Origin of the sequence: Cohnella lupini (assembly GCF_003386205.1) — a bacterium.
Lineage (GTDB): Bacteria > Bacillota > Bacilli > Paenibacillales > Paenibacillaceae > Cohnella > Cohnella lupini.
Genome location: NZ_QRDY01000001.1, coordinates 26,988 through 51,447 on the forward strand (window position 1 = coordinate 26,988; position 24,460 = coordinate 51,447).

Consider the following 24,460-nt stretch of genomic DNA (forward strand, 5'->3'; position numbering starts at 1 on the left):
ACTTCTAAACAGGGCGGGGCCGAGAAGGCTTCGCCCTTATTTCCATAACTTAAGACACTTAGTCGAGAAAATACGACACGCTTAATCGATTATAATGTAAGTGCTTTCAACAACTCCGCCAGGCGTTGTACAATGGGTACACGGAGGGCGATGAGGATGATCCCGAACTTCAAACGGAAAAATCAAAGGCTGCAATGGGGCAAACGCTTCGCAACCAAAATGATTCTCGCCCTGCTCGTGGTTATCCTGATACCGACGCTGACGAGCGTGTTATTCTACTCGGCATCTTCTAAGCTCGTGAAGAAGAACGTCCGCGTGTCGTCGCTGCAGTTGGTCCGTCAGGCTGCCGATGCGCTCTCTTCGATTATTACGGCCGGAACGGATGCGTCCAACGTGTTGTATAGCGATACGAAGCTGCAGCAAGCGGTACGCAACACGAAGCCGAGCCCGGAGGAAGAACAGGCGAACGACGATTATATTTCGAATCTCGTGAATAATTTCGTAGGCTCCAACTCCTTTGTGAACACGTTATATATTTTGCGAGAGGATGCTCCCAGTTGGGGAAGCGGCTCCTTTAAGCTATCTAAAATATACCGCCAGCCGCTTCGAGACCTCGAATGGGTGAAGCTTGCCCGCCTCAAGGACGGAAAACCGGCCTGGGGACCTCTGGCTTACGACCCGTACAGCGGAATCGGAGAGAGTAACGATCTCGTCGTCCCCGTTACCCGAGTTATTAAGGACTTCGAATCGCTGGCCGATATCGGTTACTTGCTTGTCAATCTGGACGGGAAGAAAATCGTGGATCGAATCGGACAAATTCATCTCGGCAAGACGGGCGGGTTCTACGTCGTGGACGATAAAGGAACGATCGTAATCGATGGCCGGTTGGAACGCGTAGGCAAACCGCTTTCCGATAGCGGTTTGCGCGAATGGGCATCCCAAGGAAGCGATGCGGAGTTCGAATACGAAGCCGACGGAATTCGTTATTATAATATCAAACAGCCGCTATCCAATCGCTGGAGCGTGATCGGCTCCGTGCCGATTCATGAAATTACCGATGAATTAACGAGCATGCGCAGGATGATCTGGACGTCTGCCGTCGGATTCGCGCTGTTGGCGATTCTAATCGGGTTGCTGCTCGCCCGCCAAGTGACGAAGCCTATTAAGCAGCTTACCTCGCAGATGAAAGTCGCCGAAAGCGGAGACTTTACGGTTCGCACGGAAGTGAGGTCGCAGGACGAAATCGGCCATATGAGCCGGCAATTCAATAAGATGATCAAGCGGATAGACGAGCTCGTCCAAGAGGTGCACAACGTCCAGGAAAGCAAGAAACAGGCTGAGCTGAGGGCGGTCACCCATCGCATTCATCCCCATTTTCTATTTAACACGCTCAGCACGATCAAGTGGTTGGTCCGTTACAACCAATCCTCTAAAGCATACGAGGCATTATCCGCTCTCGTGCTCCTGCTCGAGGCCAACATGGGCAAGAAGGGGAGCTTCGTTACGTTAGGCGAAGAGCTGGATATCGTCGGCAAGTATTTGTCGATTCTGGAGATTCGCTACGACACGTCGTTTCGGCTTCATCTGGATATCGATCCGGCAACGGAAAATTTCCGGATTCCCAGGATGCTCATTCAACCGCTCGTGGAGAATGCCGTATTTCACGGCCTCGTACCGACCGGAAACGATGGAGACATCTGGATCGAAGCGGTTAACGAGCCTGACGCCGTATTGATCGAGATTCGGGATAACGGGCGAGGAATAGCGCCTGAATATTTGCTTAAACACGAAGAGCAGGAGGATGATCGCTCGTCCGGCATGACCGGAATCGGGCTGATGCATGTCCACGAATCGATTCGGCTATATTACCCGGCGGGTTCGGAGCTGCGGATCTTGAAAGGCGAAACAGGCGGTACGATTATTACGATGAAGCTGGTAAAGTCTGCGGAAGCGATATCGCGTCGCGAGGGGGCATGACGATGTATAGGGTAGCGATCGTGGACGACGAACCGGTCATACGATTCGGGATAAGGGCATCCGTGGATTGGGGACACGAGAGCATCGGGTTAGCCGGCGACTTCGCGAACGGCGAAGAGGCATGGCGGGCGATCGAGAAGGAGCCGGTCGACATATTGATTACCGACATTAAGATGCCGGTGATGGACGGTTTGGAGCTGACGAGGAGAACGCTTGCGCGGTTTCCTCATACGAAGGTGATCTTGGTTAGCAGCTACAACGATTTCGAATATGTCCGCCAAGGCTTGAAGCTTGGCGTCGTCGATTATTTGCTAAAGCCGACGCTAGAGCCGGAAGGGTTGTTGGAGCTTGTCCGCAAATGCCTAAGATTGATCGAAGATGAACGGCGTTACGATCTCGACCGGCAGCTTTTTCGGATGACCAAGTTGACTTATGAACGCAAGAAGCTCGAAACGGACATTAAACGAGCTATCGTCCATGGAGATGAGCGTTTAACCAAAGGTGCCGTTCCTCGATGGATGGCGGAAGGATATGCGGTATGCACGGTTCTCGTCAACGGATTGCGCGAGACGGAGGAGTTGCACGGCAATTTGCACGTCGGGATGCTGCTGGAGGAAATGCAGGAGATATTTTATGAAAACAGGGAGGATGGAATTGCTTTCCTGACCGGAGACCGGTCATTGGTCGTCGCCGTTCCCGCCGCCGGCTCCGAGCCTCCGAAAGTACTCTTGAAGAAGCTATGCGAGGTTTGGTCGATCAGCCCGGGTGTTAGCCTTACCGTCGGGTATGCGCTCGGATCCGAAATAGAAGGACTGCGTTCCGTATACGTGCAGAGCGGACGTTCGGCTCAACGGCGTTTCTACGAAGGAGAAGGGGAATACGGTCCGGCGGATTCCGAGTTTCCGTCATCTTCGCAGCCGAGCCCGACGATCAAAGCCGTTAGTCAGCTACTATCGGAGCTTCGTTCATCCTCCCAATCCCGGAATGCGGAAGCAACCGATGCCGCCATCGGGGAATGGATGAATCGATGGCGGGAGCTGCGACCAGATCCGGACTCGGTTCGCGGCGAAGCGATCGAGATGGTGACGGCGTTGTTCGTCAACGAACAGGAAATGACAGTGTTGCTGGAGGGATTCGAGGAGCTGAAGCGAAGCGAAACCCTTGAAGAGCTCATAAGGCTTTTGTTGGCGCAAATACGCGGATATCGCGTTTCGTCGGCAAGCGGATCTCACACGTTCAAAGGGAATAAGCAATTGATCGATAAATCCATCGCATACATCTCCGCGAATTACACGAGCGAGATTTCCCTTCAGCAGCTCGCCAACCTCGTGCATATGAGTAAAAATTATTTCTGTTTGCAATTTAAGCAGCATACGGGTCTCAATTTTATCGATTACTTGATTCGGCTACGCATCGGCAAAGCGAAAGAGCTGCTTCGTAATCACGGGCTCAAGATTTACGAGGTCGCGGAGAGGGCCGGATTCAACGACGTCAAGTATTTCAGTAAATTGTTCAAGAGAATGACCGGGTTATCTCCGGTCGATTACCGGGAGCGGCAGCTTGAGGATCGCTAGAAGGAAACGGGGAGGGAATGTCTTGGCGAAACGGCGGGAGGAGGGAAATATAAGAAGCGGGAAGCTTCCGAACATCGTTGTCATAGGGCTCTTGCTTACCTTAATCCCGACAAGCTGCGGGTCTAGCGAAAGCATTATCGGAGGGAGCAGCGTCGAGCAGATCAAGATGACCGGCGCGCAAGAGGATATTATCGTCTGGCATACGTACAGCGACGTGGAAACGTGGACCTTCGAGCAGGAAGTCATACCCGCCTTCGAGAAGGAGTATCCTGATATCAACGTCGTCTCCGTCAGAAGACCCTATGAGAATATCAAGGGAGCTCTTATCTCGGAGACGACTTCGGGCAGCGGACCGGACGTCGTGCGGCTGGATATGGCTTGGCTGGCGGAATTCTCCAATCTCGGCTTGGTCGATCCTATCGACGGGTATCCCGAGTTTACGCGAATCAGCAAGAAGATTCACCAGACGGCGCTAGGTTCGGGCAAATACGACGGACGTTATTACGGGCTTCCGCTGAACATGAATACGAAAGCCGCGATCTATAGCCGCAAGCTTCTGGAGCAGGCTGGCGTAAGTAATCCTCCGTCTACGATGGACGAGTTAGTCGAGCTTAGCGAGCGAACCGGTTGGCCGCTTGGCGTCAACGGAATCAATACGTGGTCGTTGCTCCCTTATTTCTCGGGATTGGGCGGAAGACTGACGAACGATGATTATTCCAAATCGATCGGCTATTTAGACAGCGCCGAGAGCGTGAAAGCCGTTACAACGCTTAAACGCCTGCTGGACAAAGGATTGATCGACGACGACGTGCTCGACGGAAAGCTGGATAGGTGGCTCGGGGTTCAGGACGGGAAACTATTGATGATCGATGAAGGCCCTTGGTATTATTCGATATTGTCGCACGTATCCGGCTTCGATAACTCGCGGCTGCTCGAGGACACCGTCTTGGCGCCATTCCCTCACAATGCCGGTCAGAAGGGGGCGATCATCGGCGGGGAGAATCTCGTTCTGATGAAGAGCTCGGGTCATAAGCAGGCCGCATGGACATTGATGAAATGGATGGCGGACGTCCAGGCGCAGCGATTGATGTTCAAGACCGGTCTTCTGCCGACGAACGTGGATGCCGGCAGTTCGGAGGAGAGTCTCAGTCCGACGATCCGTCCTTATGTGGATAGCTTGGACGCTTCGTTTCTGCGTCCGCCGGTGGCGAATTGGGCGAAGATCGATAAGGAATTCAACGAAGCCTTCGAACGAATGCTGTACGGACGGGTTCCGATCGAGCTGGGTCTTCATCGTCTGGCGGCTCAAGTAGAGGAATGGCTAAGCTAATTTGTAGGTTTAAGGGGGAGTTGAGAGCATGAAGTTCGTAGTAGCGCCGGATTCGTTCAAGGAAAGCTTGTCGGCGTCGGAGGCGGCCCGGATCATTGGAGAAGCGATCCGCAGCGTGCATCCGAACGCGACGGTTGAGCTCGCGCCGATGGCCGACGGCGGAGAAGGCACGGTCGAAGCTTTGGTTGCGGCCGGGGCGGGAAAGTTTCGGTATTCGGAGGTGACGGGACCATTAGGAAAACCCGTCCGTTCATTGTTCGGAATCCTAGACGGAGACGATGCAAAATCCGGGAAAGGAACGGCGGTGTTGGAGGCAGCATCGATATTCGGTTTAACGATAATTCCGTTATCCGAACGCAATCCTTACCGGACAACGACCAGAGGAATGGGCGAGCTGATGCTGCAATTGCTCGACGAAGGCTTTCGTAAATTCATCGTCGGTTTGGGAGGGAGCGGAACCAATGACGGCGGTATGGGATTATTGTCGGCGTTAGGGGCTGTTTTTCTCGATAAGCAAGGGGAAAGCTTGCGCGGATTCGGCGAGGACTTATTGAAGCTGGATCGAATCGGCCTTGAAGCGCTGGATCCCCGATTGTCGGATAGCGAGATCGTGATCGCTTCGGACGTTCAGAGCCCTTTGTGCGGACCGGACGGCGCTTCTCGCGTTTACGGACTGCAGAAAGGCGCATCGCCCGATCAGATAGATGCGCTGGATCTATCGATGAGTCGGTATGCGGACCGCATCGAAGACCATATTGGTCTCAAGCTACGTAATTCTCCGGGAGCCGGAGCCGCGGGGGGAGCCGGGTTCGCGCTACTCGCCATGGGAGCGAAGGCGGTTCAGGGGGCGGAAGTCGTAGCCGACGCCTCGCGTTTAGGAAGCAAATTAAGCGGGGCGGATTGGGTGATTACGGGAGAAGGCAAGAGCGATAATCAAACGTTAAACGGGAAATTGCCGTTTTACGTAGCCCGGCTCGCGAAAGAGACCGGGGCGAGGACGATTCTGATATCGGGTAGCTTGGGTCAGAACACCGAAGAGCTCGAAAAGGAATTCAGCGCATGTTTCGCTTGCGTTCCGCGGCCGATGACCGTGTCCGAATGTTTAGAGCAAGCGGAGACAACTTTATCCGACTGCGTACGCAATGTCGTTAAGTTGCTCTCCGTTCCCCGATAGGAAAGGTCACTTAAGGTCTGATCGTCACCCGCGTCCTAATCGGTACGATGGTGGCGAGCGTAAGAACATCGTCGTTGTACATCCGAATACAACCATGACTGACTTCCCTTCCGATCGATGCGGGATCGTTCGTACCGTGAATGCCATAGTGCGGTTTAGACAAGCCCATCCAGAAAGCGCCGTAAGGCCCTCCGGGATCGGCTTGTTTATTGACGATGGAGAATTCCCCCGTGGGAGTCTTAGTGAGCATCTTGCCGATTCCGACGGGAAATGACCTGACGACGGTATTTCCGTCGAGCAAATACAGATTTCGGTCGGACAAGTCGACGATAATCCGATAATTCGGCATGGAAACAACCTCCTTGTCACTAGATTATGTGCAAGATGGACGGCATGTTCACGGTGCGAGGGGAATACTCGGGGACGATATGTTATGATCTATTCATCAAACCCGAAGGAGAATGCGATATGCGGTTACGCGCCGGAGCCGGGCACCTGAAATACGTCGTTCTCTTCGTCGTTTATGCTGCCGCCGTAGCGGCTTACGTCTGGTACACGTCGCCGAATCGGGTTCCGGAATCGCTTGCCGGATCCGCAGCGGATCCCTCTACGTTCTTCGCGCCTGGCCTGCTTCGCGATAGCGAAACGCTTAACGCGTGGAGGAACTGGATATTTTTCATGAGCGGACCTTGGGAATGGCTTATCTATTTCATCCTATTGGCGAGCGGAATATCAAGAAAGTGGAGAGACATTCTCGAGGGATACGGGCTCCCCGTGTATATTAGATTTCCCTTATTCGTGTTGCTCGTGAACGCCGTATCGTTCTTGCTGTATTTACCGCTTCGGGTCATGAGTTATAACTTGTCGAAAATGTACGGGATTTCGACGCAACCCGTTTCGGGCTGGCTTAGAGATAAGGCGGTCGAGTTCGGAATCGGATATTTGACCTTATTGGCGGTGTCGGCGGTAGCCTTCTGGATGATCTCGCGCGGAGGGAAATGGTGGTTAAAGCTTTGGCTGATCTCCATTCCGTTCACCGTGTTCATGATGTATGTGCAGCCGGTCGTCATTGATCCGATATACAATAGCTTCTCGACGTTATCGGATCCGCGATTGGAGCAAGAGATTCTAGCCCTTGCGGCTAAAGCGGATATTCCCGCCCATCGCGTGTACGAGGTGAACATGTCGGAGAAGACGAACGCGATGAACGCATACGTTAACGGAATAGGCTCCTCCTTGAGGATCGTTCTATGGGATACGACGCTCCAGCAACTGAACGAGAAAGAAATCTTGCTTATCATGGCGCATGAAATGGGCCATTACGTCATGCATCATCTGGAATGGAGCGCCGTCGGAGCTGTAGGATCGACGCTGGTGCTTCTACTTGCTGGAGGATGGGTGTTTCAGGTCGTCGTCCGCAATCGAGGCAGGAGTTGGGGAATCCGTTCGATGTCGGATATGTCCGCGCTGCCTCTCGTGCTGCTCTTGCTATCCGTCCTTTCGTTCGCGATTTTGCCGGTTACCAACTACGTGTCCCGTCAAGCCGAGGCTTCGGCGGACCGTTATGCGATGGAGTTGATCGGAAGCGCGGAAGGATCGGTATCCATGAATCAGAAAATGTCAGTCGTCGTGCTAAGCGACGTAAACCCGCCGCTTCTCGTCAAGTGGTTTAGGGATGATCACCCGTCAGACATGGAAAGGATTATCGATGCGGAACGATTCGAACGGGATCGGGAAAAATGAAATCGAATTGTATGTCATGGCGGGCCTAGCAACGGCTCCTCTCTTCATGGAGAGGCTTCGGCACGCACTTGTCCATACGATAGACGAGATAGGAAGCTTAGGACGGCTCGCGCATTCGGAGCTGTTATTTCCTTATGGGGATTGGAGCAGGAGATCGATTCCGCAGCTCTGGGAGATAAGGGCCGATATGCGCTTAAGGTTGGATCGTATCGAGGCTTCCATAGGAGGTAAGCGGGCTCTTGGTTCGATCGGGTCCGGACGCGCCGAATTCGATGGAAGCGGAACAACGTATGTAATGGTCGGTCATAGCGGCGGAGGAGTAGCCGCTGTACATGCCGCGTATCTCTTATTGGCAAGAGACGAGACAGCGACATGCTTCGTGATTATGATCGGATCCCCAAGATGTAGAATACCGGAACGGCTGCGTCCGAAGACGTTATCGATCAGCGCATCGGGAAGGAGCAAGGACGGCAGCAGGACCGGAAAGTCGCCGGATTTCATCTCTCGACTCGGAAGCTTCGGCGGATGGTCGACCGGCGAAGCGGCGAACCGTAACCGACCGCGAATGCCTTCCTGGCGGAAGGACAAGTATGCTCCATCGTCTATGATGAGCGTGCCGATTATCGGCGGCCATGCGGATTATTTTCGCGATAGCGCCCCGTATCTCAATTCCGGCGGAATGTCTAACCTGGATCTTACTGTGGAAGCGATTCGGTCATGGTTAATTCAATGGAATTAAGCATAATTTCGATAATATCACTCCTGTCGATACGTCTCGGGTGCCTTCATAATGAGGGTAGATCGTAGTCGAAGGAGAGGGAACCCACTTGAGTTGGATGCTAGAAGAGCAAGGATTCAATCCGGACAAAATCACGACGAACGGCAACAAATTCATTATCGGCAACGGGGCCATGGGTTACAGAGGAACATTGGAAGAGTATACGAAAGAGCAGCTAACGGCATGTACGCTGGCTGGTTTATACGATAAGGTCGGAGATCGGTGGAGGGAGCCGATCAACGCGCCGAACGGATTGTCGACCCGTTTCGTATGCGATGGCGAGCCTCTGAGTCTTCTATCGGCGGCGTACGAATCTCATGATCAAACGTTGAATATCCGCAATGCGACGTTTCGGCGAAGAACGATATTTAAAGCTGCCGAAGGCAATCTAATAGATATAAGCTCCCAGAGGTTCGTGAGTATGGAGCATCTGGATCTGATTGCGACGAGGATCGAATTCAAATGCTCGAAAGATTGCGAAATGCTGGTCCAGACCGGCATCGACGGCGAGGTTTGGGACATAAACGGCCCTCATTTGGAAAGCTTCGTTGCGGATGAGAGGGACGGAGTTCTTGAATTGTCTGCGGTTACCCACGAGTTAAAACAAACGGTAAGCGTTGCGGAAACGATCGTATGGGAAGGAATGACGGGTCAAGGCATCATCAAAGACGGAGCGTCCATCTATAGAACCTCGCTCGTGTATTGCAAAGCCGGGACGTCTTATTCGTTCGTCAAGTATTTCGCGGTTAACTTCGGCGACCATCGAGAAAGCGTCGCGAAGAAATCTTTAACGAGGGTGTTGGAAGCGAGGCTTGATAGCTACGAAACGCATTTGCTCCGCCACGAAACGCATTGGGAGAGAAAATGGGAGCTGTCGGACGTCCGGATAGAGGGCGACGAAGAAGCTCAATTCGCTTTGCGATACAGCATCTATCAGTTGCACGTCATTGCTCCCACGTTATCCGAGAAAGTCTCGATCCCGGCGCGCGGATTATCCGGCCAAGTGTATAAAGGGGCCGTATTCTGGGATACGGAAATGTTTATGCTTCCGTTCTTCCTCCACTCCCAACCGGAGGTCGCCAGAAATCTCGTCATGTACCGAATCCATACGTTGGACGGCGCCAGGAGAAAGGCGGAGGAGTACGGTTATCGGGGGGCGTACTACGCTTGGGAGAGCCAAGATACCGGCGACGATGCCTGCACTTTGTTCAATATTACGGACGTATTCACGAATCGCCCGATGAGAACGTACTTCCGCGACAAACAGATTCATATTAGCGCCGACGCGGCCCATGGGATTTGGCAATATCACGAATTCACGGGAGACGATAGCGTCCTTGTCGACGGAGGAGCAGAAGTCATCTTGGAGTGCGCGCGGTTCTTCTATTCTTATTCCTATTACAAAGAAGACAAGAGGCGCTTCGAGATGCTCGACGTCACCGGCCCCGATGAGTATCACGAACGGGTCAACAATAACGCGTTCACGAACGCGCTGGTCGGACAGACGCTGGACATCGCATTGCAAACGGCCGAATTGCTCCGAGTGAAGCATCCGGAGGCATACGAAGCATTGATCGCGAAGCTGGACTTCGGCAACGATTTAGACAATTTGGGCAAGATGCTGAGCGGGCTATATATGCCGCAGCCGGATCCGCTCACGAAGATCATCGAGCAATTCGACGGATATTCCAAACTCGAGGACGTGGATTTAGCTACGCTCAAGTCCAGAATCTTGAACAAAAACGAATATTTAGGCGGCGGTAACGGTCTTGCGACGACGACCCGCATTCTGAAACAGGCGGATGTCGTGCTCATGCTTCATTTGTTCAAAGGGAGATATTCGCGGGAAGTGAAGAAAGCAAATTGGGAGTATTACGAACCGCGAACCGAGCACGGCTCCAGCCTTAGCTCTTGCATTTACGCGTTGGTCGCTTCGGACATCGGTTACGCGGATTGGGCATACGAATATTTTATGAGAACGGCGACGATCGATTTGACGGGGGAGTCGAAGCAATACGTCGGCACTCTGTACATCGGCGGAACTCATCCCGCAGCGAACGGAGGAGCATGGATGGCGGCCATTCTCGGTTTTGCGGGACTACATTTGGATCAAGGCGTCGTAAATCTCAATCCGTCGCTGCCGGGGCGTTGGAGCTCGATGTCCTTCGCCGTTCAAGTACGCGGTCAATCTTTCCGTATTTCCGTTTCCGGGACGGAAACGAGCATCCTATCGAATGCCGGAAACTCGTCCGCGCAAGCGTTCCGAATCGGTTCGGAAGAACGGATGCTGAAGCCCGGGGACGGCTTCTCTTGTCGGATCTCGGGCAACGAAGGAGGCGGCGAGCTTGCTGGATAAGATCAAGGGAGCTTTGTTCGATCTGGACGGAGTCATCGTGGATACGGCGAAATATCACTACTTGGCGTGGAAATGGCTGGCGGATCAATGGGGATTCGAGTTCACGGAGTCGGATAACGAGAGGTTGAAGGGCGTAAGCCGGACGAGATCCCTGGAGATCGTGCTTGAGATCGGCGGCATCGTGCTTGACGAGGAAGAGAAGCAGCGCAAGGCTGAGGAGAAAAACGAGAGATACTTGCAATACATTCGGCAGATGGACGAATCGGAGCTTCTTCCCGGCGCTAAGCAGTATTTGCTTCAATTGCGGGAAAGAGGCGTCAGGATTGCCTTGGGCTCGGCGAGCAAGAACGCGTCGTTCATCTTGGGCAAGGTGGGGATCGCGGAGCTGTTCGACGCGGTCATCGACGGAACGAAGGTATCGAAGGCGAAGCCCGATCCGGAGGTGTTCTTGGCCGGATGCAGGGAGCTCGGGCTCGATCCGGAGGACTGCGTCGTTTTTGAGGATGCCGAAGCCGGCATCGCGGCTGCGATCGCCGCCGGAATCTACGTGGTCGGCATCGGCCGCCAGGATATTCTGGGCGAGGCCGACCTCGTGATCGGCGGGTTGGAGGAGCTCGTCGCCGCGGGGTGAGAGTAATTGATAATAATGAGGCGTAGCAATGGTAGGTCCATTGTTGCGTCTTTTTGTTTTTCGGTCGCTAACTCCTCGATTTTGAGCGAATCTGAACCGAGATAGTCACGGAATCGAACTAACTCGGCGCTCCAAAGCGAATCTGAACCGAGATAGTCACGGAATCGAACTAACTCAGCGCTCCAAAGCGAATTTGAACCGAGATAGTCACGGAATCAAACTATCTCCGACGCGTTCCGGTTGACGGGAAACCGATAGGGCTTATATACTCGAACAAACAAAAGAATAATGGAGGATCGAAGATGACGCAGCATTACGCGAAGCAAGGTACATACGAGAACGAGCCTGCCATCCTATTAAAGCATGGAGCCTATTCGGCGATATTGCTTCCGACGATCGGCGGCAACCTGATCTCTTTCCGGGACGATGACCGGGATTTCCGATTTATTCGCGAGCCGGAAGGTGCGGACTGGGCTTCGTTCGTCGAGAAGCCTATGCTGCACGGAATTCCGGTGCTTTTTCCGCCGAACCGTTACGATGCGGGAACATTCGGGTTCGATGGACGCCGGTACCATTTGCCGATCAACGAACCGCGAACCAACAATCATATTCATGGCTTCGTTTACCAATCGGAATGGGAAGTCGTAGGATTTGGAAGCACGGAGACGGAAAGCTCCGTCACGGTTAGGCTGTCATTTAACGAGAAACATCCAGGGTTCCAGTATTTCCCTCATAAAGTGACTTTGACGCACACATTTACCTTGTCGGCCGACGGGCTGAAGCAGCAATTCGAAGCCGTGAACGAAAGCCCGGAGGCCATCCCGTTCATGCTTGGATTTCATACGACCATCAATGCTCCGTTCTCGAGCGCCAGCAGCCGAAATGATATTCAATGCGGCATCGCAATCGGGGAACGTTGGGAGCTTAACGATCGCCAGCTGCCTACGGGTCGCGCGCTTCCGCTTAACGAGGGAGAATCGCTTCTTCGCGAGGGGAAGGGAGATCCTTACTTCGACTCTTTAGACAACCATTATACGGTTTTCCCAGATGCGGAGACGAATTCGATGACCGTGTACGATCGACGGGTAAACGTCCGTTTCGTATACGAAGCCGGTGAAGCTTATAAACATTGGATGGTGTATAACGCCGCGGCCAACGGCAAGTTCATCTGTCCGGAGCCGCAGACGGGTATGGTGAACGCTCCTAACGTGGAGCTGCCGACGGAGCAAACCGGACTGATTCGCTTGGAGCCGGGCCAACGTTGGACTGGCATTAGCCGGATGTACGCCGAGTAAAGAGCGCAGTAACTTTTTTTGTAAACGTTCCAAGTCAAACCCCCTTCGGTTTTCCGAAGAGGGTTTGCTATGTTCGCTTTAATATTACCCGGCCAGATTCCCGGTTTGAACGGGTAACTCAGTGTAAATGGCTAGCTGTGGGGAGAATTACCCGGTTTGAACGGGTAACTCCGAGTAAATGGCTAGCTGTGGGGAGAATTACCCGGTTTGAACGGGTAACTCCGAGCAAATGGCTAGCCTTGGGGAGAATTATCCGGTTTGAACGAGTAACTCCACACACATATCCGCCGACGGCGACAGTTTACCAATTAGGCGAGACTTTTTCCGTTCAAGTAAAGTCGTCGAGAGTCTCCTGCAAAGCAAGGGAGAGGCTTTCGAGCTCCCGGGCGATTTCGACGACCTCTCGGCTCGATTGAAGCTGACCCGTGCTGATCGAAGCGACTTGCTCGGAAGTGGCGGAGGCTTGCTGCGAGAAGCTGCTTACGTTCGCGATCGACTTGTTAAGAACCTGATGCTTCGTTTCCAATTGCAGCACGTTTCGCTTGATCCGATCGACATGTAGCGTGAATTGCTCCGACCTCTCGTTGACGTAATTGAAAATGTCGTTCGCCGTTCTGACGGAATGGATTTGGTTACGAAGAATCGGCAATGCTTCCTTCAACGCGACGACCGTCTGCGAGATTTCCTCCTGTATCGTTTCCGCTAATCGATTAACGGTATGTAAAGAGGTATGGGTTTGATCGGATAATAGTCCCATTTCCTTGGCGATCACCTTGAATCCTCCGTTTTGCGCGCTGCTTCGCGTGGCTTCGATTCCGGCGTTAAGGGAAAGGATCTTGGAATCCTTCGTGATCTGGTTCATTAACCCGAATACTTTCTGCAGTTCCCCCGTGCTCGCCTCCAGCTTAGTTACCCTTCGGACCAGAAGATCAATGGATTTCTCCGATTCGACCGTCATTCGAAAGACGTTCTGCATGAAGAGCTTGCCTTCCGTAGACGAGGATTTCACTTCCATAGAGGGGACGTTGATCTCGTCCGTCGAACTCACGACGCTCAAGAGGTCGGAGTTCATCGATTCCACGATCCGATACACTTGATCGGCTTCGGCGGCAAGCTGAGTCGACCCTTGCGCGATTTCCCCCGTCGCGGTGGAGATTTCCCCCGAAGAAGCAGCCGTGCTCTGCGAAACGTGCAGCAACGTCGACGATGTATTCGAAACCTTGTTGGCGGAGAGGCGCGTTTGCTCGATTAGCCGTTTCATCTGCCGCATCATCGTATCGAAGCTTCTAGCGACCTCCCCGATTTCGTCATTACGACCCATGCTCAATCTGGCGTCCAAATTGCCCTTCGCGCCTTCATTAAGCATATTGCGGATTTTAATCAAGGGTTTGCCTATGTACAGAATGATGAGATAGCCGATCGCCAAGGCGGCGAGAGCGGCGATGACGCACATGATGTAAGTGATATTTCGTATAACCTTCGTATCCGCGACTAATTCCTTCAACGGAGCGATGCCCGTCAAAGTCCATGCGGTTTTCTTCAATGGCTCGGATACGATCAGATTGTGCTTGGATTGTCCCGATTCCGCGAATGCTTGGCCGGCGTCGCCGGGAACGGAAGATAACAGGATCGTTCCCGTATCGTCGGTGAGGATCATTTTGGAGGTTTCGCTAAAGTGGATGGCGTCCATCGTCTGCGAAAGCATAGCTGAGTCGATCTCGAAGACGATCAGAAACTTGCTGATCATTCGGGATAGCGCGAATAGGTTACCTTTAGCCAAGCCGGTGTATCCGTTCTCGACCATGGGCAGCCATAATGCCGTTCCTTTCATTCCGGTTACCTTCTCATACCATTCCGCATTCCTATCGATCGGAATTAAGCCGGTCGATACCGACGAGATCGTCTCCTTTTCGTTTGCCGTATTGAATAAGGCGATCGATTTAATGAACGTATTCGTCCGGGCGATTTGGTTCAAAGTGTCCTGAATCGTGATTTTCGCGTTCATCTGTTCCGCGGGATCCGCCGAAGCGTCGAAGATCGTATCCAACTGATGCTGAAGCTCGCGGCTCGTCGAGAATTGCAAGCTCATGTCCTCGAATTGCTTAAGCATCAAACCGATTTTCTCGGATGCTTCCTTAACCGTAATCTGGGATACGGATTCCATTTTCTCTTCGATAATCGATTGGGATTTCTTGTACGATACTAGGCCGACAAGGAGAACGGAAACAAACGTCGAAACAAAGAAAAGAATAAATAATTTCGCGCCTACCGAACGAAACGCATGCATGAAGACGCCCCCCAAAGTAATAGCTTAACTATTATTGTACGGACTATCGCAGGCGTGGTAATGTGTTATTCTACGTAAAATAGGTGCGCTTACACGCGAATGCGACAACGTTCTGCAAATGCCCGCGAATAGCGCGCATAATGGAAATTCATGAGGACGGCGAAGCCTGGAGGGTGGAACGATGAGCGCGAAGTTGAAAAATCCCTTGACGAGACTAAACGTCAGGCAGCAGCTGATTTTATTGTTCCTGGTTCTGGTCAGTCCGGTGTTCTTGCTTAACTGGTACGCCAACACGAAAGCGGAACAAATTCTCAAGGAACACGTGACTAGCGCCTACGAGGAATTGAACAAGCAAAACCATTTCCTGATCAATAGGGATATCGATACGGTCAGCAGGCTCATGACGACGATCATCCAAAATTCGATGACCCAGAGCATGATCAGCAACGAGCAAGACGCGCAATTCGATCGAGTAGTGAAATACCGAGAGATGAACACGTTGCTAGGAAACAACACGGTTGGCTTATTCGAGGGAGAGGCGATCTACTTTTTCCTGTTCGTTTACGATCCGAACAACAATTACCAATTCGCGCCGTCCGTTCCGGATATTAACCGCCAGATCAACGGCTCGTCCGTTTTTTTCTACTCGGACCAGACGAAGACGCCATGGATCGAAGAGGCTTTGAAAGCTAAGGGAAAAGGCGTGCTTTCCATCATCGACAATTTCGGTCCAAGAGGGAACCAGAGAACGTTAGCCTACTTGCGCACGGTGAATAGCATTACGAACGGAAGAAGCGTCGTCGGAGTTCTGGTCGCCACGAAAATGGACAAAAAAACCGAGGAATCGTTCAGCACCGTCTCCTTGCCGGAAGGCGGAGAGATGTATCTCACCGACTGGTCCGATCGCATACTCGCTTCGACAACGTCCGAAATGGGCAAAATCATGAAGCTGCCGCCGGAGCTCGACATGGATTCGTTGGAAGAAACGATCAGCTCCGTGTACGAGGAATCCATATATGTCGTTCATACCAAATACTCGCTTAAGCAGAAGCTAGTTTACAAGATTCCCACGAAGTCGCTGCTCCAACAACAAAGCGCGCTTAAGCAGGTCATTCAGACGATATCGATCGTGTATTCCCTGTTCGCGATCGTCGTCATGATGTATTTCTGGAGATCGCTCATGAATCCGTTGCGTAAGCTTGCGATGTTCGCACGCTCTCACGAGCCGGGCAAACCGTTGTCGAGCAGCCCGACGAAGGAGAGGAACGACGAGGTCGGCGTTCTGATCTACTCCGTCCACAACATGGCGAACAGAATCAACGACATGATTCACGATCAATATTTCATGGAGATCAAACAGAAGGAGTCGCAGCTGCAACTGCTCTATCAGCAGATTAATCCTCATCTCCTCTACAACACGCTAGAGAGTATTTACTGGAAGAGCTCGCTTGAAGGAAATACGGGCTCGGCGGAGATGATCAAGGAGCTTTCCAAGCTTATGCGCATTAGTTTGAGCAGAGGAAGGGAACTGATCACGATCGAGGAGGAGCTCGAGCACGCAACCGCGTATACGAGCCTGCAACAGAAGCGGTACGAATATGGATTCACCATAAAGTGGGACATCAGCGACGAGGTAAGAAACTATTGGATTCCGAAAATCACTCTCCAGCCTCTGATAGAGAACGCCATCATCCACGGAGTCATCAACATGGGCGAGGATGGAGAAATCATCGTTACGGCCCGTTCTGACGACGATAACGTCGTCATCACCGTGGAGGACAACGGATACAAGGAAACCGACCATGACGCAATCAACCGGCTGATCGTCAACGAGCCTTCGGACGGTGCTTCGGGGTACGGGATCCGGAACGTCAACAAACGAATCCAATTGCATTTCGGCAACGTATATGGACTGCGCTACGAAGCTCGCGAAACGGAAGGAACCCGGGTGACCGTAATCATTCCTAAGAGAACGGGCGAGCATTATAAAGAAGCGCAATAATGAAGCGGGAGGATACCGATCATGTACAATATTCTTATCGTCGACGATGAACCTCTCATTTGCCGAGGCCTGGCTAGTCTGCTAGAAACCTCGGGTCTGAATATCCAACATATTTACACGGCTCATAACGGTTACGAAGCACTGGATTATTTGAAGATGGAAAATATAGATTTGCTCATTACGGATATCCAGATGGGCGCCATGAGCGGGATCGAGCTGATGCAGCAAGCGAAAATCATCAAGCCTTGGGTACAGGTCATCGTCATCTCCGCCCACGAAACGTTCCAATACGCGCAATTGGCTATCCGATTGGGAGCTAGGGATTATTTAATCAAGCCGATCAACAGCGAGCAGCTGCTCAATTCCGTACGCCACGTGCTGCTGCACATGGATCGTCCGGCGCTTGATCAGGCGGAGCTGATCTCGGATTTGCGGGAGCACTTCCGTATGGAGCAGCCGATGCCGAGGAGAACGGAAATTCTGAACGAGCTGCTCGAGCAAGGGCAGCCCGGAAAGGATCCGGATAGAATCCACATAGAGCGGGAGAACGATATCCGTCTTAGCGGTCCGTACTTAGCGATGGTCAAGATTCGTTTGGACTTCAATTCCGGCGCCAAGTCGCCGATCGTCCAGGAGAAGGATGCAAGGCTGCTGCAATACGCCGTGTTGAATATCGTAAGCGAGCTGTTGGATAAGGAATGGGATCATCATTCGTTCTACTCCCAGAGCCAGGACGTCAGCATTGTCGTGCAATGGGACGAAGCGGGATACGGCGATTCCAGCGCGGACAAGGTCAATCAGCTCGAGATGATCGGCAGAAGCTTGCATTTCAATATCCATAAGTTTCTAGGATTCCAATGCGTTGTGGGAATAAGCCAGATCCTGAAGGGACGAGAGTTTCTTCCCGAGCTGAACGACCAGGTGAACAAGGCGATCGTATGGAACCGCGAGCATAAAGATCATCACGTGTTCTACTTCGGGGATTTCAAGTGGGGATCGTTCGGCGAAGATCCGTCCGAAGAGGATTTGGTTGCCCAGAACAACCTGATCGTGGAACGGGCGCATGAATACATCCACGCCAACTTCGCCCAGAAGGGATTAACCTTGAACGAGGTCGCGCAGAAAAATCACGTAAGCCCGAACTATCTCAGTTATTTGTTCAAGAAAAACACGGGCACGAACTTGTGGGAATACGTCATTAAGCTTCGGATGGAAGAGAGCAAACGCTTGATCCAAAATACCGATTTACGCAGATACGAAATTTCGGAAAGGGTAGGGTACGAGTCTCCGGAACATTTTAGCAAAATATTCAAAAAATACTTCGGGATCAGCCCAAGCGAAATGAAGAAGTAGGATTGCCCATGATCCCCATAGATACGCACATGTTCACTAAGCTTTCCTTTTCCTACAATAGAACCTATGAGTAGATAAAAAGGAAAGAGGGAGACCGAATGAGTCAATCATCAACTGTTCCGATACGTTCCTTGGATACCCAGCCCAAGAAACCTCCCGCAAAGTGGCGTAAACACATATGGGGCTATCTGTTCCTCCTGCCCGCGGTAGCGATATTCTTCACGTTCCTATGGATGCCGATTGGAAAAGGAATCATCTTCAGCTTCTATCACATCGACTTCGTTAAAGGAGACACCTTCGTAGGCTGGGATAATTACGAGAAGGTATTCAAGGATCCCGAAGTGATGGTTTCCGTGAAAAATACGCTATATTACATGTTGCTAGGGGTGCTTATCGGATTCTGGGTACCGATCCTGTTCGCCATAGCCATATCCGAAATGAGAAGGTTTCAAGGCTTCGCCAGGATCGCGGCTTACTTGCCTTACGTCGTTCCCTTCGTCGTTCTGTACGGCTTGTGGAGATGGTTGTACGACCCGGTGGGACCGATCAACGCCGTCATTACGAAGCTCGGAATCGACCCCGTATTGTTCTTGACGGACAAAGCATGGTCGATGATCTCGATCGTCATCATGGAAACCTGGCAGAGCTTCGGTTCCGCCTTGCTCATTTACTTGGCGGCCGTGCTCAGCATTCCCCGCGATTGGTACGAAGCGGCGGAAATCGACGGAGCCGGCATATGGCAGAGAATCCGGCATATCACGCTGCCCGCCATCAAGAATCAGATCGTTCTTCTGTTCCTGCTTCAACTTATTGCCACCTCCCAAGGCTTCCAGACGCAATATGCATTGCTAGACGGAGGACCTAACAACGCGACGCTTACCTACGCTTTGTTGGTCGTCAGATATGCGTTCACGCGTCAGGATTACGGCTCGGCTTCCGCTCTCGGAGTTCTTATGTTCCTAGTGCTAGGGTTGCTTGCCGTCGTCCAGTACCGGATGTCCAACAAGAAGGAGGCATAAGCTTTGAAGACACATGACAGAGGAATATTATCGAGCTACGATCTGAAGAAGCCAAGCACGAAAATTTTCTACTTTTTGATGATTATCGTCGTGCTCGTCATGGTATGTACGATGCTGTACCCCATGTTCGTCATCTTCTTCAACGGGCTGAAGCTGAACACGGAAGTCAATTCCTTTCCACCGACGTTCCTGCCGTCCGAAGTGCATTTCGAGAACTATCAGAAGGCTTGGGGATACATCAAGCTACCTCTTTTCGCCAGAAATACGTTGTTCATCTTCGCGGGGAACATGGTCATGACGGTGCTTGTCGTCGGATTCGCGTCGTTCAGCTTATCGCGCATGAACGTTCCTTATAAGAAGGTCATTCAGTATTTTTTCCTGCTCACGCTGTTCATCCCGCCGACGACGTACATTATTCCGAATTTCGTCAACTTGCGCGATCTAGGATTAATGAATTCGTTCTGGGCGTTATGGCTTCCGGCCGGAGCCAACGCATTCTTCCTTCTGTTGCTCAAGTCGTTCTTCGACGGAATCAACATGGAGATGTTCGAATCGGGAAGAATCGACGGGGCTTCCGAGCCTAGATTGTTCTTCCAGATCGCTTTCCCGCTTTCCGTGCCGATCTTCGCTACGCTGGCGATCTTCGTGTTCTCGTCCGCCTGGAACGATTGGTACTGGCCGTCGCTCATCCTATCGAGCGACGATAAATATCCGCTCGCCACGGCGATTTACAAGTACGTCATCAACGTTCGACGATTGGATTTGAACCTTCGTTTCGCCATCCTGTCGATGATTACGTTTCCGCCGGTGATCGTGTTCTTGATTTTTCAGAAATACATCGTACGCGGGCTGCACTTGGGCGGTGTCAAAGGTTAACGCGCTATAACAGCATGCGTAAATCTGCACATGATCGAAATAGGAATACACATCGCCTTGATGAATGCGCCTCCATTATGATGAGCGTGTAAGAAAAACAATTAAACGAAAAGGGGATTAACAACAATGCGTAAGATTTCGACTATTATCGCATGTCTTCTCGTATTCAGCTTAGTACTCGCTGCATGCGGCGGCAACAAAAACAACAATGCGTCGCCTTCCGCTTCGACTTCGGCAAGCACGCCGGCCGAGTCTTCGGCCGCTTCGGAAAGCAGCGCTCCTACGGAAGTCGATTTGACTCAAGTGAAAGCGACGATCAGCATTTACTACCCGACTCCGGACCAAGTGGAGAAACGCGCATTGGAAGACGATAAAATCAAGCGCTTTAACGAAGTTTATCCGAACGTCGAAGTCGTGAAGAGCGACTGGCAATACAACCCGAACGAAATCGGGATCAAGATGGGCGCCAACGAAGCGCCGACGCTATTCAACACTTACGCGACGGAAGGCAAGTTCCTTGCGGAAAAAGGCTGGGCGGCGGACATTACCGACCTGTTCAACTCATACGACAAAAAAGATCAATTGAATCCGATCCTTCTCGATCAATTCAACATCGGCGGTAAAATCTTCGGTATCCCGCAACAAGGTTACGTCGTAGGTACGGTAGTCAACAAAAAAATGCTGACCGACAAAGGCGTGGCGGTTCCTCCGCTTGACTGGACTTGGGACGACGTGCTGGCAACGGCAACCGCGGTAGCCGATCCGGGCAAAGGCATCGCGGGTATCGCTCCGATGGGTAAAGGCAACGAAGCCGGCTGGAACTGGACGAACTTCTTGTTCGAAGCGGGCGGCGAAATTCAAACGATCGAAGGCGGCAAAGTAACCGCGGCGTTCAACTCCGATGCAGGTCTTAAAGCCCTCGAATTCTACAGCAAGCTGAAAGAAGCCAATGTCATTCCCGCCGACTGGGCTCTTGGATGGGGCGATGCGGTAGGCGCGTTCGCTCAGGGCAGAACGGCAATGGTTATCGCGGGTCCTGACGGTCCGCTCGACCAAGGCTTGAACCAAGGCGGATTGAAGCCGGAAGACCTTCTCGTGTATCCGATGCCGGCGGTAGCTGCAGGCGGCAAGCATACGGGCGTTCTCGGCGGAGACTTCCTCGTCGTCAATCCGAACGCAACGAAAGAAGAACAACAGCTGGCGTTCCAATACGCGGTATTCGATTACTTCTCCGACAAAGGCTTGGAATCGACGGAAGCCAACATCCAAGCGCGTAAAGCCGAGAACAAGTTCTTCGTACCGCCGGTTATCCAATACTTTAAGCAAGATTCCGAATACGGCGCTAAGGTTAAAGCCGTATACGACAAATACGATAACGTATACCAATACAGCAACGAATTGATGGGTCTTCTCGACGGCAAGCCGGAAGCGCAGTTCAACACTCAAGATTACTACGCGGCTATGACCAACGTCATCCAAGAAGTATTCTCCAAAAAAGGCGTCGACCTGAAAGCTCAACTCGATGCCGCGGCGAAAACGGTGCAAGAGAAATTCTTCGACCAAATCAAAGTAGAATAGTTTAACAGAAGGTTGCCTAGGGCGAACGAAAGTTTGCAAGAGGCAACCTTCTATATAATCAGAGGTGAATGAAATGCTAACGAGCGAAGCCATTATGCCGGATAAACCGAACGACGGAAAGGATCCGATCCTTAACGGATCGATCGGATCGATAACCAAAACGGAACATAACGACGAATACGTCATATTGCGCGGCGAACATGCCAACCTCGTATTCCTTTTCCTTAACGAACATACGCTTCGCATGAAATTATTTTTCGGAGAAGAGCCGGATTTGAGCGCGACGCCCGCAATCGTCGAACAAGCGGCGAAGAATGCAGCGTTAACGGTCGAAGAGCGGGAAGGGCATATCGTCATATCGTCGTCGGAGCTTCATGCGGTCGTGGATCCGCTGAACTTCTCGCTAAGGATATTCAATGCGCGGGGCGAGCTACTATTGGAAGAGAAGTCGATTGCCTGGGAGGATAAGAATAAAGTAACCTTCACGGCTTCGAAATCGCGGGATTCCTACTTTTACGGCCTCGGAGAGAAGACCGGCTTCCTCGATAAGAACGGCGAACGTTACGAAATGTGGAACAGCGACGTTTACGAGCCTCACGTTCAAGATACGGACGCCCTGTATCAGTCGATTCCTTTTCTTATTCATTATGAATACGGCAAGCCGGCTTATGGTTTGCTGCTCGATAACCCGGGTAGGTCGATTTTCGATATGAGGACTCGCGAGGATAGATACTCCGTAAGCGTGACGAGCGGCGAATTGGATCTTTATATTTGGATTGGACCTAGCATCAAGGATGCGGTGTCGCGGATGACCGAGGTTACGGGCAGAACGTATATGCCTCCCAAGTGGTCGATCGGATATCAACAATCCAGGTACAGCTACATGAACCAAGAGGAAGTGCTGGACATCGCCCGTACCTTCAGGGAAAAGAAAATCCCCTGCGACGTTCTGTATCTGGACATTCACTACATGGACGAGTATCGGGTATTTACTTGGGATTCGAAGCGATTTCCCAAGCCGAAGGAAATGATGGCCGAGCTGAAGGAGCTTGGATTCGAACTCGTGCCGATCGTAGATCCCGGAGTGAAGAAGGATCCCAAATACCCGATTTATAAGGAAGGGGTCAAGAACGGATATTTCTGCCGTAAGCTCGAGGGCGATATCTTTATCGGCAAGGTGTGGCCAGGTCTTAGTGCTTTTCCGGACTTTACGGATGATGCGGCTGCCGAATGGTGGGGAGATCATCATCGGTTTTACGTCAAACACGGAATAAACGGAATTTGGAACGATATGAACGAGCCCTCCGTTTTTAACGATTCGAAGACGATGGATTTGGATGTCGTGCACGGGAATAACGGAAATCCGAAAACCCATGAAGAATGGCATAATCTATACGGTTTGTTGATGTCCAAGGCGACTTTCGAGGGGATGAAGCGAAGCATGTCGGGTGAGCGGCCGTTCGTGCTGACCCGCGCGGGTTATACGGGGATTCAACGATTCGCGACCGTATGGACGGGCGACAATCGCAGTTTCTGGGAGCATATGGCGATGAGCATTCCGATGGTTCTCAACTTGGGAATGTCGGGAATCGCATTCGCCGGTCCTGACGTTGGCGGGTTTTCCCACCATGCCTCGGGAGAGCTTGTGGCCAGATGGACGCAGATGGGCGCGTTCTTCCCGTTCTTCCGCAATCATAGCGTGATCGAGTCGCGCCGCCAAGAACCATGGATGTTCGGCGAGCAAATAGAAGCCATCTGCCGCGAATATATCGGAATACGGTACCGGCTCATGCCGTATCTGTATTCCTTGTTCTATGAAGCCCATACGACGGGGATTCCGATCGTCCGTTCCCTGATCATGGAATACCCGGAGGACCGCAACGTAAGCAATGTCTGCGATCAATTCCTGCTCGGTCCGAGCTTGCTCGTCGCGCCGATCTATCGCCCCGGCGTTTGTTCAAGGGCAGTCTATTTACCCGAAGGCATCTGGTACGATTATTGGACCGGCGAGAAGCTGGAGGGAGGCAGGCCCGTATTAGCCGATGCGCCGTTAGAGAGAATGCCGCTATACGTGAAGGCGGGCTCTATTATTCCGGAGCAGGAGCTGCGCCAATCTATGAACGAGTCTTCCGAACAACCTCTAAGGGTACGAATTCGCGTCGGGTCGGGCCATGACGGAATCCATCGCTTCTCCCAATACGAGGACGACGGTCGCACCTACGCTTTCGAAGCGGGACGGTTTACCCTTCGCGAATGGAGCGTTCAGCAATCGCCGGGCGGGATTCGCGTGGCTTGCGATTATGCAAGCGATGGTTGGCCTTGCGGAGAAGAGTTGATCCTTGCCCTAAGTCCCGTCGAATCCAAACCGACGAAAATCAGCTCATCCGGAAACGTGGAGACGGATGCCTGGATTTACGACGAAGCGAAACAAACGCTTCAAGTGACGATTAAAGTTAAGCATTCCTTTGAGCTTCAAATTCGATAACA

Annotated in this window: 17 protein-coding genes; 15 read left to right on the forward strand and 2 right to left on the reverse strand. The window is 52.1% G+C overall.

What is annotated here, in order from left to right; genetic code table 11:
- The first annotated feature begins 156 nt into the window (after positions 1–156).
- From DFP95_RS00115 to DFP95_RS00130, 4 genes are read left to right on the forward strand one after another with little or no spacing between them, the layout of a single operon-like run.
- A complete protein-coding gene (locus DFP95_RS00115; protein ID WP_181907186.1) occupies positions 157–1,977 on the forward strand; it encodes a sensor histidine kinase in 1,821 nt (606 codons plus the stop codon).
- 2 nt (positions 1,978–1,979) lie between these two features.
- Entirely contained in the window at positions 1,980–3,551 is a 1,572-nt protein-coding gene (locus DFP95_RS00120; protein ID WP_181907187.1) for a response regulator, read from the forward strand.
- A gap of 22 nt (positions 3,552–3,573) precedes the next feature.
- The gene (locus DFP95_RS00125) at positions 3,574–4,881 is read left to right on the forward strand and encodes an extracellular solute-binding protein (protein WP_115990474.1); all 1,308 of its coding nucleotides are present in this window, start codon (positions 3,574–3,576) and stop codon (positions 4,879–4,881) included.
- 28 nt (positions 4,882–4,909) lie between these two features.
- Positions 4,910–6,055 (forward strand): glycerate kinase family protein, encoded by a 1,146-nt coding sequence (locus tag DFP95_RS00130; protein WP_115990476.1) that lies wholly within the window; start codon positions 4,910–4,912, stop codon positions 6,053–6,055.
- Positions 6,056–6,065: 10 nt separating this feature from the next.
- Here DFP95_RS00130 and DFP95_RS00135 read toward each other — a convergent pair whose 3' ends face one another.
- Entirely contained in the window at positions 6,066–6,404 is a 339-nt protein-coding gene (locus DFP95_RS00135) for a L,D-transpeptidase (protein WP_115990478.1), read from the reverse strand.
- Between the two features lie 119 nt (positions 6,405–6,523).
- Here DFP95_RS00135 and DFP95_RS00140 point away from each other — a divergent pair, with 119 nt between their 5' ends.
- From DFP95_RS00140 to DFP95_RS00160, 5 genes are all read left to right on the forward strand, one after another.
- A complete protein-coding gene (locus tag DFP95_RS00140) occupies positions 6,524–7,798 on the forward strand; it encodes a M48 family metallopeptidase (protein WP_115990480.1) in 1,275 nt (424 codons plus the stop codon).
- Positions 7,764–8,537, forward strand: a complete 774-nt coding sequence (locus DFP95_RS00145) for a hypothetical protein (RefSeq protein ID WP_115990482.1) — start codon at positions 7,764–7,766, stop codon at positions 8,535–8,537. Before DFP95_RS00140 ends, DFP95_RS00145 begins: the two co-directional genes overlap by 35 nt.
- Positions 8,538–8,634: 97 nt before the next feature.
- A complete protein-coding gene (locus tag DFP95_RS00150) occupies positions 8,635–10,932 on the forward strand; it encodes a glycosyl hydrolase family 65 domain-containing protein (protein ID WP_245987331.1) in 2,298 nt (765 codons plus the stop codon).
- On the forward strand, positions 10,925–11,563 hold the full coding sequence (pgmB, locus tag DFP95_RS00155) for a beta-phosphoglucomutase (RefSeq protein WP_425453228.1): 639 nt from the start codon (positions 10,925–10,927) through the stop codon (positions 11,561–11,563). Before DFP95_RS00150 ends, pgmB begins: the two co-directional genes overlap by 8 nt.
- A gap of 302 nt (positions 11,564–11,865) precedes the next feature.
- Positions 11,866–12,858: an aldose 1-epimerase gene (locus DFP95_RS00160; RefSeq protein WP_115990488.1), complete on the forward strand. Its 993-nt coding sequence runs from the start codon at positions 11,866–11,868 to the stop codon at positions 12,856–12,858.
- Between the two features lie 328 nt (positions 12,859–13,186).
- Here DFP95_RS00160 and DFP95_RS00165 read toward each other — a convergent pair whose 3' ends face one another.
- Entirely contained in the window at positions 13,187–15,145 is a 1,959-nt protein-coding gene (locus tag DFP95_RS00165) for a methyl-accepting chemotaxis protein (RefSeq protein ID WP_115990490.1), read from the reverse strand.
- Between the two features lie 181 nt (positions 15,146–15,326).
- Here DFP95_RS00165 and DFP95_RS00170 point away from each other — a divergent pair, with 181 nt between their 5' ends.
- The 6 genes from DFP95_RS00170 to DFP95_RS00195 all read left to right on the forward strand — a co-directional run bounded on the left by DFP95_RS00170 (position 15,327) and on the right by DFP95_RS00195 (position 24,458).
- The gene (locus tag DFP95_RS00170) at positions 15,327–17,147 is read left to right on the forward strand and encodes a cache domain-containing sensor histidine kinase (protein WP_115990492.1); all 1,821 of its coding nucleotides are present in this window, start codon (positions 15,327–15,329) and stop codon (positions 17,145–17,147) included.
- A 21-nt stretch (positions 17,148–17,168) separates the two neighbouring features.
- A complete protein-coding gene (locus DFP95_RS00175) occupies positions 17,169–18,500 on the forward strand; it encodes a response regulator (RefSeq protein ID WP_115990494.1) in 1,332 nt (443 codons plus the stop codon).
- Between the two features lie 98 nt (positions 18,501–18,598).
- Positions 18,599–19,519, forward strand: coding sequence for a carbohydrate ABC transporter permease (locus tag DFP95_RS00180; RefSeq protein ID WP_115990496.1), 921 nt, complete (start codon positions 18,599–18,601; stop codon positions 19,517–19,519).
- 3 nt (positions 19,520–19,522) lie between these two features.
- On the forward strand, positions 19,523–20,395 hold the full coding sequence (locus DFP95_RS00185) for a carbohydrate ABC transporter permease (protein WP_245987249.1): 873 nt from the start codon (positions 19,523–19,525) through the stop codon (positions 20,393–20,395).
- 126 nt (positions 20,396–20,521) lie between these two features.
- On the forward strand, positions 20,522–21,973 hold the full coding sequence (locus DFP95_RS00190; RefSeq protein ID WP_115990498.1) for an ABC transporter substrate-binding protein: 1,452 nt from the start codon (positions 20,522–20,524) through the stop codon (positions 21,971–21,973).
- 73 nt (positions 21,974–22,046) lie between these two features.
- Positions 22,047–24,458 carry a glycoside hydrolase family 31 protein gene (locus DFP95_RS00195; RefSeq protein ID WP_115990500.1) on the forward strand — a complete coding sequence of 804 codons (2,412 nt, stop codon included), beginning with the start codon at positions 22,047–22,049 and terminating at the stop codon, positions 24,456–24,458.
- The last annotated feature ends 2 nt before the right edge of the window (positions 24,459–24,460 follow it).